Annotated in this window: 8 protein-coding genes and 2 pseudogenes; 5 read left to right on the plus strand and 5 right to left on the minus strand. The window is 50.9% G+C overall.

What is annotated here, in order from left to right; translation table 11 throughout:
* Window positions 1–62 precede the first annotated feature (62 nt).
* Window positions 63–1,859, plus strand: a complete 1,797-nt coding sequence (locus ABUK12_RS03950) for a S8 family serine peptidase (RefSeq protein ID WP_410015054.1) — start codon at window positions 63–65, stop codon at window positions 1,857–1,859.
* 130 nt (window positions 1,860–1,989) lie between these two features.
* Here ABUK12_RS03950 and add read toward each other — a convergent pair whose 3' ends face one another.
* A complete protein-coding gene (add, locus tag ABUK12_RS03955; protein ID WP_410015055.1) occupies window positions 1,990–2,985 on the minus strand; it encodes an adenosine deaminase in 996 nt (331 codons plus the stop codon).
* Window positions 2,986–3,215: 230 nt separating this feature from the next.
* Window positions 3,216–3,740: pseudogene (locus ABUK12_RS03960) on the minus strand (YdgA family protein); the annotation flags it as partial.
* A 351-nt stretch (window positions 3,741–4,091) separates the two neighbouring features.
* Between ABUK12_RS03960 and ABUK12_RS03965 the strand changes: the two are divergent.
* From ABUK12_RS03965 to ABUK12_RS03980, 4 genes are all read left to right on the plus strand, one after another.
* Complete coding sequence (locus tag ABUK12_RS03965) at window positions 4,092–4,856, plus strand: hypothetical protein (protein WP_410015056.1); 765 nt, start codon at window positions 4,092–4,094, stop codon at window positions 4,854–4,856.
* 41 nt (window positions 4,857–4,897) lie between these two features.
* A complete protein-coding gene (locus tag ABUK12_RS03970; RefSeq protein ID WP_410015057.1) occupies window positions 4,898–5,863 on the plus strand; it encodes a S8 family serine peptidase in 966 nt (321 codons plus the stop codon).
* Between the two features lie 129 nt (window positions 5,864–5,992).
* Window positions 5,993–7,744 (plus strand): S8 family serine peptidase, encoded by a 1,752-nt coding sequence (locus ABUK12_RS03975; RefSeq protein ID WP_410015058.1) that lies wholly within the window; start codon window positions 5,993–5,995, stop codon window positions 7,742–7,744.
* 302 nt (window positions 7,745–8,046) lie between these two features.
* Window positions 8,047–9,729, plus strand: coding sequence for a S8 family serine peptidase (locus tag ABUK12_RS03980; RefSeq protein ID WP_410015059.1), 1,683 nt, complete (start codon window positions 8,047–8,049; stop codon window positions 9,727–9,729).
* A 232-nt stretch (window positions 9,730–9,961) separates the two neighbouring features.
* On the opposite strand, the pseudogene ABUK12_RS03985 reads toward ABUK12_RS03980, so the two are convergent.
* The 3 genes and pseudogenes from ABUK12_RS03985 to manA form a co-directional block, all read right to left on the minus strand.
* Window positions 9,962–10,552, minus strand: a pseudogene (locus ABUK12_RS03985) (adenosine deaminase family protein); the annotation flags it as partial.
* Between the two features lie 42 nt (window positions 10,553–10,594).
* Window positions 10,595–12,112, minus strand: a complete 1,518-nt coding sequence (locus ABUK12_RS03990; protein ID WP_410015060.1) for a YdgA family protein — start codon at window positions 12,110–12,112, stop codon at window positions 10,595–10,597.
* A gap of 135 nt (window positions 12,113–12,247) precedes the next feature.
* Window positions 12,248–13,423 (minus strand): mannose-6-phosphate isomerase, encoded by a 1,176-nt coding sequence (manA, locus tag ABUK12_RS03995; RefSeq protein ID WP_410015061.1) that lies wholly within the window; start codon window positions 13,421–13,423, stop codon window positions 12,248–12,250.
* Window positions 13,424–13,577 lie beyond the last annotated feature (154 nt).

The following is a 13,577-nucleotide window of genomic DNA, read 5'->3' on the forward strand; positions in this document are numbered from 1 at the left end:
AAGTGAAACGGAATGTGTTGATAGAGTGATTATTAGCAGCTAACGACATAAGGATAATGATTGTGAATATAACTCTCGATTATTTTAGTAAATATTGTTCTGACGGCCTCATTTTTATAAAATGTGAAGGCGATTTACGTGGATGCAACGTTAATTTTTCGCTGTATGCGCAGGATAATATCATTCAACATAAGTATGCTGAGGAAAATGAGCTGGTAATTTTTTCCGTACCTTATCCCTCAGTATATAGAATAGCAGCAGAAATCTCTTCGGCACAAGGTCAATGTCATGTGCTTTGGACGGACTATATTGTTATGTCGGAATTCAGTTTGAAGGCGGAGGATAGAAAATCATCAAGACCATGGTTAAAAGGTAAATTAGCGTATATTAATGCTCCTGGGAATTATATTGAGGTAAAGTTTTATCCTAGAGGTATTGATAAACTGTACAATGAAGAGGTGTGTACAGTGCCTTTATTTCAAAAATACCGACGGCACATTTTATTGACGCCTTGCTTTGATCCTCAAGGGGTGGAAAAAAAATGCGAAATTTCATCGGTTTATCAGGAGCTTAAAAATTTTTATACCCTCAACATTGATGTTGATAATCAAGAAATACTAGCATTAGCGCAAGAACTGGAAGCGCTTGACTATGTTGAATACTGCGGGTTATCGAACACACTGGTTGAACCACCGCCGCCGTCGCTAACTGAGCACGACGGCCTTCATCAGGATGACGGGGCGTCATTGAATAATCAAACGCCAGATTTCACTGGCTTGCAAGGATATCTAAACGCCGGTTTAGGGGTGAATGCCAGGAGCGCATGGAGTCGGGGTGCCGCAGGCAATGGTGCGGGCGTTCGCTTATTGGACTATGGGGTACATCCTAATCATGAAGATTTATGGGGTAATATCACCGTACGGACCAATCGACCCGGAGGCGGCGACCATGGTACCGCGGCGGCGGGCATTATCCGGGGAGTTAACAACGGTTTTGGCGTTACTGGAATTGCCTATCAAAGCCGGCTATTTGTCTATGAATCGCTCATTTCAGATATGAACCGAATTATGATGGAGTTAATTCCTGGTGATATCGTCGTGCTTAATACACAAACCATGCTTGAAAATGATCTTTCAATAGTATTGCCAATTGTCCATAACGTTATTTGGTGGGACAGGATCCGCTGGTGCGCGCAGGCCGGCGCGGTGGTGATATTCGCCGGCGGCAATGGCTCGGTTAACCTTAGCCAGTTTCCCCGGTTCAATGATTTTGGCGATAGTAATGGCATTATGATTGGCGGTTGTGATTCTTTTAGCGGCCTCCGGGGGACCAGAACCAATTTTAATTTAAATCATCCAACGTTAAACGCCTGGAGCGATAGCGTCACTACTACCGGCTACGGAGGCTTGCAAAATTTAAATCCACCTAATCGCACTTATACCCGGACATTTAGCGGGACCTCCAGTGCTACCCCAATGGTGGGTGGATGCCTGGCGGTCGTTCAAGCCTATGCCCGTAATCAGTATCATATTATTTTTAACCGGGATTTTATCTTCGATATCCTTAGCCAAACCGGCGGGCGCGAAGCCGCGGGGCAGGGAATAGGCTTCCGACCGAATCTTGCCGCTGCCCTGGCGCGGGTGGATGAATTGGTCAGCGGCGGCATTGTGCCGCCGCCACTGCCGTCACCGCCGCCCCCTCCGGTGCTGCCTTATCCCGCCTGGGCTCCCAATACGCAATACGCGGTAAACGATCGGGTGTCCTATTTTTGGAGCGTTTATCGGTGTAGACAAGCCCATCGTTCGATTATCAGCTGGGAGCCTGGGGTAGCCGTTTCATTATGGCAATTGATAATCTAACGAAATTGCGGATTGGGGCTTTAATCTTTAGGGATATGAATTATGGCAGAACCCCCTTAGCACCTCCTGGAAACAGGCGCTAAGGGGGAGAAACCATGCCAATGCCAATGCCAAGGCTAGGGCTGTAGTTTCAACGTACCTTGTCAAGGAGCAACTTTTTTTCCGTCGCGTTTAAAAAAGCAATCTCCAGACCGTTGCGCCGGGCGGTCTGTATTTGGCTTGGGGTCAGCCCGGCCTGCGGCGCCGCCACCCGGTATTCATAATCAATATCGATACCCTGGACCGCCGGATCGTCCGAGTTAATGGTGGCGAGGATCCCGTGCTCAAGGAATTGCTTTAACGGGTGTTCTCCCAGCGCGCGCACGGTGCTGGTCTGCACATTGGACGTCAGGCAGCTCTCTATACCGATGCGATGCAGCGCAAGAAAATCCATCAGCGCCGAATCCTCAATGGCCTTTACGCCGTGGCCGATACGCTCCGCGCCCAGTTCATGAATGGCCTGCCAAATGCTCTCGGGACCCGCGGCCTCGCCGGCGTGCACGGTAATGCGCAGCCCGGCGTCGCGGGCGCGGGTGAAATGGCTCAGGAACAGGCTGCCGGGGAAACCCAGCTCATCGCCGGCCAGATCCAGCGCCGTGATACCGTCGCGGCAGGCGAGAAGGGCCTCCAGTTCTTGCAAACAGGCGTCTTCGCCAAAGGTGCGGCTCATGATGCCAATCAGCCTGGCTTGGGTGCCAAAATCACGGCAGCCGTCGCTGACTCCCGCGATAACCGCTTCCACCACCCCTTGCAACGGCAACTGGTGTTTCATCGCCATATAATAAGGTGAGAAGCGCAATTCGGTATAATCCAGCCCCACCCGGACGGCATCCTCGACGTTTTCATAGGCCACGCGGCGGCAAGCCTCCAGAGAACCCAGCACCGCCACGCCCCAGTCCAGCTTTTGCAGGAAACTGACCAGATCCGGCTCGGTTTGGGTGACCTGCACATGCGCCCGCAGATCCTCTAGATTATCGGCCGGCAACGCCATGCCGAATTGGCGGCCCAGATCGAGGATGGTTTGCGCACGGATATTGCCGTCAAGGTGGCGATGGAGATCGGTCAGGGGAAGGTGTTTATCAATCATCGGCAACAGTCTTATTCTGGTGAAATATAGCCTGATTATAACGTGTTTGCGAAAAGTTAGCAGAGATTGGTTAGCCGGCCTGGGTGGGATTACGCTTCAGGAACAAACGGAGACATTGAGGAATGCAGCGTGCGCAAAAGAATAGGATCGCGCCCGCGGCGCGGCGGATAGGGAGGGTAACGTCTTAAACAGACCGCCCCGGCGCCGGGGCGGTCATCAGGCTGAAAGGTTTAAGGTTGCGGTATCGCCTGCGGCTGGACCGGTGGGGTTTCGCCTTCCGGTAAACCGAACAGGCCGAACAGGCCCATAAAGCTTTGCAGCGACATTTTTTGGCCGTTCAGGTTGACCTGGTTATCGGCATATTGAAAGCTGCTGGTCAGGGTATTATCGCTGACGGTGGTCAGTTTAAACATCTGGCCCATGGCCGCCAGTCCTTGTACCTGCTGTTTAGCCAGTTTTTGGGCATCCTCGTCGTTATAGCCCTGGAGTCTGGCGAACTGGGTGGTGGTTTCGGTGGTTATGTCCAGCGGCACGGTCAGCTTGGCATCCAGCTTGTTGACAAACCGCGCCCACAGCTGATCCGGCGTCGCCGGCGTGGCGGGAGCCTGGGACGGGTCGTTAAGATTGAGCGTCAGGTTAAACGCGCTTTCTCCTTTGCTGTTTTTCCAGCTGAACGGCGCAATGGTCAGGTACGGGCTGCCTTTCAGCGCCAGCGGCAGGTTCTGGAACAGCGCCTGGCTTATCAACTGCTGCTGAGTCGCAGGATCTAAATGCCGTTATTTTTTCTAAGTTTTTATAATAACCACCGATATAGGTTGGATGCTGCCTTTACTCTGTGGTCAAGATTGCCAATTTTTAGCAAAGTTGAGGGGCAAGCTTTGTCAAAGCTGGATGTCATTCCATTAACTCAGTGTATTAATGAGATAAACCGTATCAAGACATAGGATGATACCAGTTAAAATAGGCAATTGCCTGTATGGAAAATGGTGGCTATTATAAATTAATCGGTGATGTCTATTACATTTTGTATGTCATTTTACACTGGCATTTCGCTATATCGTCTATTTTAAATAACATAATCCTGTGAGAAACCGTAGAGGGTTGTTATGAATATAAAATTAGATTACTTTAGAAACAATGCTTCAGATGGCAATATTTATGCGCGATGCATTGGTGAAGAGTCTGATTTTGATATAATCTACACCTTATTCGAAGGAAAAGAAAAAGAGCATTTTTCTATAAAAAAGAAAGCTTATGGCGATGAGTTGGTGACTTTTAAGCTTACATCAGGTTGCGACTATTATTTACATGCTCAATTAAAATTGTCTAATGGACAGGATGTTGAGCTATGTTCTGACATAATCTCCACATTGCCCTCCTCGCATTTTCTACCGCCGACAAATTGCAAAATTGAAGATATGACAGACATAAAAGGCAAGCTGAAAATAACCTCAGAGGGTAGACAGGATTTTATAATACAATTTTATCCAGGTGGATATAAAAAACTTCAGTGTGAAGCCAGGCATAACGTTCCTTTGTTTTTCAAAGCCAGGCGTTATATTGATTTCGCGCCTTGTTTTGATAAAAAAACGCTAAGCGGTATCATAAAAAAATTCCCGTTGAGCAAAAAATTGCGTGAACTTTATCGGGTGCGGCAAAACCTGGTAAATGATGATTTACTGCAGCTGGCGCAAGAAATTGAACGGCTGGATTATGTGGAATACTGCAGCTTATCGGGCGATCCGACGTCGGAATCGTTACCCTCTGAATGGGAGACATACCCGCAGGAAGTTGATATTGCTAATATGACGCCGAATTTGACCCAGCACCAGGGGTATCTTGACAATACGACAATACGACAAGAGGCATGAGCGTCAGGGCGGCGTGGGCCAGGAATGTTACCGGACGTGGCGTGTCGGTACATATGCAGGATACCGGCGTATGGCCGGACCATGAAGATTTGATCGGTAATATTACCGTCGTTAACAATTCATATGAGAATAGGGATCACGGCACATGGTCGGCCGGCGTTATCGCCGCCAGCAATAACGGGATCGGCATGATGGGGATCGCTTACGACTGTCGCTTGTTTGCCTACATAAATACATTCACCGATTTTGAAAAGATTGTACGTGATGCCCTTCCGGGGGATATTGTTACTGCCTCTTTAGGCTGGGATTATTCAGCTTTACCGTTGGTGCACCATCAAGCCTGGTGGAGTATGTATCGTTTGCTGGTAAGCAGCGGTGTAGTGGTGGTGCTACTCTCCGGCAATGGAGGATTAGATCTGAGCCAATCGGTCGAATTTAATAATTTTGGCGATAGCGGCGTTATCCTCGCCACCGCCAGTCATCCAGACAACAAGAGGCGGCTGGAGTTCTCAAATTACAATTTCACCCGGATGATTGCCGCCTGGGGAATGGATGTCGCTACCACCGGCGAGGGCGATTTGCTCAACCTGGGTCATCCCAACCGGACTTATACCGCCAATTATGGCGGCACCTCCGCCTCGGCCCCCCAAATCGCGGGCGTTCTGGCCCTTATCCAATCCTATGCAAAATCGGCTTATCATGTGATTTTTAGTGGCGACCAACTGTATCAGATTATCCGCGTGACGGGCCATCGTGAAGGCGAAGCTGATTTAATTGGTCCCAGACCTAATGTGCATGCCGCACTGGACTATGTGGACTACCTGTTAGGACCGGGCGAGCCGACGCCACCGCCGCCAGAATATCCCTTGTGGCGGGTAGGTGTACAATATGAAGTGGGTGACAGGGTCAGTCATTTGGGGTTGAACTATATCTGCAGGTCACGCCATGTTTCCAACGTCGGCTGGCAACCGCAGCTGGCGGTAACATTATGGACGAGAATCCCATAATAAAACATAATCACGAACGTCTAAAAAAGATTAGTAAAACATATCATTATTTGGTGAGAATTTCAGATATTACTGATTAATCTTTCCAAATAATACATAACAACTTATAAGTGATTAAGGGGCACCGTCATGAATATAATGCTCAATTATTCAACTGAAGATCTTCCTGAAAGAACTATTTCTATTCGATGTAAAGGTGCTGAATCGGGGGCTAAGGTGGTATTTAGCCTGTATGAGCAGGACAATATTATTTGTAAAAAAGAGGCCAACGGAGATGAACAGGCGCGTTTTACCGTGCCGTTTCCCTCATGGTATAAAATTTCCGCTGAAATTAGCCAGGGAGACGATGCGTGCTGCTTATTGTGGACTAACCCTATCGATATTCCCGATTTCCGCGAGCGGCAATGTGAAAAAACACTGGATATTAAAAGTCTGAAAGGTAATCTTGAGATTTTTCCAGGAGAGGATAATTACATTGAGGTTAAATTTTATGATGGCGGAATAATACAGATATTTGAGGAAAGATCGTATAAGATACCGCTTTTTTATAGATATAGACGGCATCTGGATTTCATACCCTGTTTTGATAAAAATCAAATCGATAAAAAATGTTGTTTGTTACCTATTTATAATGAGCTGCGTAATTTTTACCGACTAAAGATTAATCTCGATAATTACCAACTACTGGCATTAGCCCAGGAGTTGGAGAGCCTGGATTATGTTGAATATTGCTGTTTGTTAAGTAAAAACAAATACCCGCCACCGCCTGATAATATTGAACACCAATGCTATGAACCGCAAGCGCCCTTTATTGGACAGACGCCTGATTTTACGCCATTGCAAAGGTATTTGGATCCTGGGTTGGGTATGAATGTCAGAAATGCCTGGAGCCGGGGGGCATTCGGCGTTGGCGCGACAGTACGATATATGGGGTTTGGTGTTTATCAAGAGCATGAAGATTTAATAGGTAATATCACTGTAAATTCCAATCGTCCAGGTGCCCGGAATCATGGGTCTGCGGGAGTAGGCGCCGTTAGGGGTATCAACAATGGTTTTGGCATAACAGGTATAGCCTATGGCTGCAAATTGATTTTTCATGATACCGGTATAGAAAATCTGGACCGCATTTTAGTGGAATTATCGGCGGGTGATTTGATCATTATAAATAATCAATTTAACATCAATGGTTTCTTGTTGCCCATGGTACATCTGGCATCTTGGTGGGATCGGATAGATTTATGTACCCGGGCCGGGGCGGTGGTGGTATTTGCCGCGGGTAACGGCGGGCTCAATCTCCGTCAATTTCCTCAATTTAATAATTTTGGCGACAGTGGCGGTATTATGATTTGCAGTGCTGACTCACACTCTGGTCTGATTAGACATAGCAGTAATTTCAATCTTTATTCAATGCTAAATTCCTGGGGTGATAGTGTTGTTACGATCGGATGGGGTGACTTACAAAATTTCGATCCGCCGAACCGCACTTATACCGCTACCTTTAGCGCCACTTCCAGCGCCACGCCTTTAGTGTGCGGAGCTTTAACGGTAGTTCAAGGTTATGCCATACGCCGGCTTTATCGTCCATTAAACGCCGCTGAAATGTTCAGAATCGTCACCCTTACCGGCGGACGGGAGGGGGAAGGACAAGGTATTGGTGTCCGGCCTAACGTCACCGCCGCCCTGGAGTTGGTAGATGAAATGGCCGGTGGCGGGACGCCGCCCCCAGAGCCTGAATATCCCCCGTGGCGGGTAGGTGTACAATATGAAGTGGGCGACAGGGTCAGTCATTTGGGATTAAACTATGTCTGCAGGTCACGCCATGTTTCCAATATCGGCTGGCAACCGCAGCTGGCGGTAACGTTATGGACGAGAATCCCATAATAAAACACAATCACGAACGTCTAAAAAATATTAGTGAATGTAGGAAATTGATCTTGGACTTAAATAGATCAGAATCATGACAAATGAAATGTGTTTATATCCAAATGTCGGTGCTGGCCGGGAGGAAATGCCGTGTTTACGCCCAAAACCGATTAAGATCCAATAAATTTATGTAGGTGACAATCATGGGTTTGACTATCGAATACTACAGGGCTTATTCCCCTGAAGGCCCTCTCTATATTCGCTGTGAAGGTGCGGCGCCCGAATGTAAAGTGAAATTTACCCTATATGGGCTGGATGGCATGATAGATAACAAGGAGGCCGAAGGCGATGAACTGGTCGGCTTCAGCATCCCTTTTCCGTCGGAATACAGGATTTCCGCTGAAGTCTTATCGGGGTACGATAAGTGCGGTGTATTATGGACAGACCCTATTATTGTCCCGGAGTGCCACTGGCAACCTCAGCCGCAAAAACGGGAAATCAACAACCCGAAAGGCAAGCTGAAAATTATCGAGGGTGTGGATAACTATATAGAAATTAAGTTTTATGATAAAGGAAAAAAACAGCTTTTCGAGGAAAAAAAACATAATGCCGTATTATTTTATAAATATCGGAAATGTATTCATTTCCTGCCCTGTTTTGACCGGGAGATGATAAATAAAAAAAGAAAATTATCGCCAATCTATAATGAATTGCGAAATTTCTACCGGATTGATAGCGAACTCTGCAATGACGAACTACTGGCGTTGGCGCAGGAGCTTGAATGCCTGGACTATGTGGAATATTGCGCGCTTGCAAGTAAAAATAAATTTGCGCCGCGGCCCGACGACGACGGTCCGCGCCCTTATGACGAAGCGCGCCATGCCTCGCCCCATCTGCCGGCACCTTGGTACGGCGACAAGGACCCGTCATTTGATACTCCCTTGAATGGTCCGACGCCCGATTTCACGCCGCTGCAAGGCTACCTGAATCCGGGGAACGGCATGAATGTCAGGAATGCCTGGGCCAGGGGAGCCACCGGCAATGGCGCCACCGTCAGGTATATGGGTTCTGGCGTCAATCCCCAGCATGAAGATTTAATCGGTAATATCACCGTAAATTCCAATCGTCCGGAGGGTAATAGGGAGCATGGTACCGCGGGGGCCGGATGTATCGTCGCCGCCAATAACGGTTTTGGCGTGACGGGCATTGCCTTCGGTTGCCGATTCTTTTTCCATTATAACGATATTCACAGCCTGGACCGGATCATGGGGGATTTATCACCTGGTGATGTGATCGGCATCAATCTTTCGGTGGGTGATTCAATTCCATTCCCTATGGTATTAGTCATCGAATGGTGGGACCGGATAAACTGGTGCGTGCGCGCCGGCGCGACGGTGGCTTTTGCCGCCGGTAACGGAGGGGTAAGCGTCAGGAACCATCCTTTGTTTAATGATTTTGGCGATAGCGGCGGGTTTATGATTGGCGCCAGCTACCCAGAGACCGGCCGGAGGACTTCTTTTTCGAATTATAATCTTTACTCCACCCTTAACTCCTGGGGGTGGAATGTCACTACACTAGGATGGGGGGATCTGCAGAATTTTGACCCGCCTAACCGGCTTTACACCTCTGCATTTAACGGCACTTCCAGCGCGACGCCCCTGGTGACGGGCGCTTTGGCGTTGGTGCTGGGCTATGCGCGCGCCAGGCACCACCTTACGTTTAATGCGCGGCAAATATTCGAGATTATTACCCAGACCGGCGGTCGGGAGGCGAATGGACAAGATATCGGCGTACGGCCGAACGTCGCCGCCGCGCTGGCGCGGGTGGATGAAATCGCCGGCCCGCCGCCGCCGCAATATCCCTTGTGGCGGGTAGGGGTACAATATGAAGTGGGCGACAGGGTCAGCCATTTGGGATTAAACTATGTCTGCAGGTCACGCCATGTTTCCAATATCGGCTGGCAACCGCAGCTGGCGGTAACGTTATGGACGAGAATCCCATAATAAAGCATAATCACGAGCGTCTAAAAAACATTAGTGAAACATATCATTGTTTAGTGAGAATTTCAGATGTTATTGATTAATACCGCTAAATAACACATAACAACTTATAAGTAATTAAGTGTCACCGTCATGGATATAATGCTCGATTATTCAATTATAGATATCAATCATTCAGATATTACCATAAGCACCTGCAGGCAAGTTGCTTATGGTCGGGTGGTCAAGCTATGGTTTACCCGTTGCGGTTTAAAATCGCTTGTTTTTCGGCTGTGTTTAAAAAAGCAATAACCAAACCGTTGCGCCGGGCGGTCTGGATCTGCTGTGGGTTAAGGCCGGCCCGCGGCGCGGCCACTCGATACTCATAATCGATATCAATACCCTGTACCGCCGGATCGTCCGAATTGATGGTGGCGAGAATGCCATGTTCAAGAAACTGCTTTAACGGGTGCTCTTCAAGCGAGCGCACGGTACTGGTCTGCACATTGGACGTCAGGCAGCTTTCTATACCGATGCGATGTTGCGCCAGAAAATCCATCAGCGCCGGATCTTCAATGGCCTTTACACCGTGGCCGATACGCTCCGCCCCCAGTTCATGAATGGCCTGCCAGATGCTCTCGGGACCCGCGGCCTCTCCGGCGTGCACGGTAATGTGCAACCCGGCGTCGCGGGCGCGGGTGAAATGGCTCAGGAACAGGCTGCCGGGAAACCCCAGTTCATCGCCGGCCAGATCCAGCGCGGTGATACCGTCGCGGCAGGCCAGGAAGGCCTCCAAATAGGATCGCGCCCGCGGCGCGGCGGATGGGGAAGATAACGTCTGGATTAAACAGACCGCCCCGGCGCCGGGGCGGTCATCAGGCTGAAAGGTTTAAGGTTGCGGTATCGCCTGCGGCTGGGCCGGTGGTGTCTCGCCTTCCGGCAAACCGAACAGGCCGAACAGGCCCATAAAGCTTTGCAGCGACATCTTCTGTCCGTTCAGGTTGACCTGGTTATCGGCATATTGAAAGCTGCTGGTCAGGGTATTATCGCTGACGGTGGTCAGTTTAAACATCTGGCCCATGGCCGCCAGTCCTTGTACCTGCTGTTTAGCCAGTTTTTGGGCATCCTCGTCGTTATAGCCCTGGAGTCTGGCGAACTGGGTGGTGGTTTCGGTGGCCATGTCCAGCGGCACGGTCAGCTTGGCATCCAGCTTGTTGACAAACCGCGCCCACAGCTGATCCGGCGTCGCCGGCGTGGTGGGAGCTTGGGACGGGTCGTTAAGATTGAGCGTCAGGTTAAACGCGCTTTCTCCTTTGCTGTTTTTCCAGCTGAACGGCGCAATGGTCAGGTACGGGCTGCCTTTCAGCGCCAGCGGCAGGTTCTGGAACAGCGCCTGGCTTATCAACTGCTGCTGAGTCGCCGGATCGGCCTGGCCGGTCTGTTGCATGATCTGCTGCGCCTGGGCATGATATTTTTCGCTGAAATCGGCGATCGCTTTCGGATCAAGATTCGACAGCTTGATAACCAGCTTGCCGGCGCCGAAATTCTGCCCCTGCACATGCAGCGCATCCAGGTTATAGGCCACCTGCGCATTGAGCTTATCCGCCTCCTCGTTAACGCTGGTCACCTGCGACAGGTTATCGACGCTGAGCATGTCCTTGCCGTCGACATTGTACACCAGCGTCTTGGCCTTCATGGTATTGTCGCCGACGCTGTAATCCAGCTTGCCTTTATGGGTGCTGCTGTCGAGGCTGAACTCCTGCACGGTAACCTGCTCATGCTGTTGCCACTGGTTCAGGCCGCCGATCAACAGGCTGGCGATACTGCCGTCGACCGACATCTTGTCCATGTCATGGTCTATCGCGGCGTTAAACGTCCCGCCGCTGGTGCGGAATACGGTGGCGGGGCTGTTAAAATCCAGGGCCATCACATCGATAACCGATACCGTATCGCCGTTATACGCCACCCGGGTCAGGGCGGTGACCGGCGACTGTCCCTTGCTGGCGTCAAGCAGCGGTTTAACCAGCGGCGTCGCGGCCAACTGGCTGCGTACCGAGGCCATACTGGGGATCAGCACGCCTTTTTTTAACTCGGCGAACGGGAACGGGCCATGGTCGATGGCTTCGTTGACCACCAGGCGATCGCCGGGTTTCAGGGGTTTGTTTTCGCCGGTGGTGCCGTCGGATACCAGCACCAGGTTAACGTGGCTGGAGAACAGACGGCGCTGGTAGTCTTCGATAACCAGGTTGACGCCGGCTTCGGGGAACGCCGCCTTGATACGGGCATTGGCGTCGGCGACCACCGTAGGCAGGCGCTGCTCGAACTGTTTGCCGGTATACCATGCGCTTGCGGTCCAGGCCGCGCCGAGGACAATAATCACGCCAACCGCTATAAGTGTTTTTTTCATGCTTGGTTCATCCTTATTATAATTTCCTGTTCCAGATTGACTGACCGCCCCGGGGCGCAGGCAAAATACTCTGTTGCCGCCACGTGTATATGGTTCTAATAATAGCAACTGCCGGCCAATGCGTGGGCTGTGTTGTCACAGTTCGTTGTAAACCCGGGCAAGACGGCCATTGCCGCTGGCATTGACCGGTGAATCGCCGGCTGCCAGAAACGCGGATTCACCCGGTTTCAGCGTCAGTTGCCGGCCGTCTTTTTCCAGCACCGCCTGCCCGTCGACGCAGAAGACGATGGCGGCGCTGTCCTGGGCCAGTGCCTGGGCCTTGGAAGACAGGTTGTGCAGCGCAAAGGCGAAATCTTCCACCGGGATGGGGAAACGCAGGGCGCCGTTTTCCGCCACCGGTCGGGCCAGCAGTTGGTTCTCGGGCTTGGCGATAAACTGTACGTTGGCCAGCAGTTCAGGCACGTCGATATACTTAGGGGTAAGGCCGGCGCGCAGAACATTGTCGGAATTGGCCATCACCTCCAGCGCTTCGCCGCGCAGATAGGCGTGGGGCGTTTCGGCATAAAGAAACATAGCCTGGCCCGGTTGCAGGGTGATGACATTTAACAGCAGCGGCGAAAATAAGCCGCAGTCCTCAGGATACTCTGCCGCTATGTTGCCGATGGTCGCCCAGGGTTCGCCGTGCTGATGGCCAAGGGTGCTTTTCAACACATCGAGGGCCAGGGATTTTTCCTCGCCGGCCATGCTGAGCAAATCGCCGAACAGCTGCGCCAGATGTGTTTCATCGGGATGTTGCAAAAAATGCGCAATGGCGGGATGAGCGCCCGCCACAGGCTGCAGCAGGGAGACGATGGCGGTCATCTCGCGAAATCCGTTCATCGCCTGGAACGGCGTCAGTGCAAAGACCAGTTCCGGTTTATGGTTGGGATCCTTGTAATTACGATTGCCGGCGTCAAGAGGGACGCCACGATCGTTCTCCAGGGCAAAACCGCGTTCAGCCGCGGATTTGCTGGGATGAACCTGAATGGACAACGGTTCCCGCGCGCACAGGACCTTGAACAGGAACGGCAGCTCGCCAAAACGCCGGGCAACCGCCGCGCCGAGCGTCGCCTCGGGCTGTTGCGCTATGTAGTCCCGTAAGGAAATCTCGTTGCCCCGATCGTCGCTGATACGCGAACTGCTTTTGGGGTGCGCGCCCATCCACAGCTCGGCCATCGGCTGCTGGCCCGGGTTGGCGATGCCATACAGGCGGGTGAGGGCGTCTTTACTGCCCCAGGCATAATGCTGTACCGAGTTGATCATTTTTTTCATGGATTTACTGCCCTTGGTGAAGCCTAAATGTGATAACGCGAGGCGGTCGCATAATGGTAAGCTTTTCTTCGGCGCTATACTATCAATGTCAGTCTAGCAAAGACAGACTATCGATGTCCCGTCCTCGTGGCATCGCGCACGGGCAGGATATTGA

The sequence above is a fragment of the Sodalis sp. C49 genome (assembly GCF_046352915.1).
Lineage (GTDB): Bacteria > Pseudomonadota > Gammaproteobacteria > Enterobacterales > Enterobacteriaceae > Acerihabitans.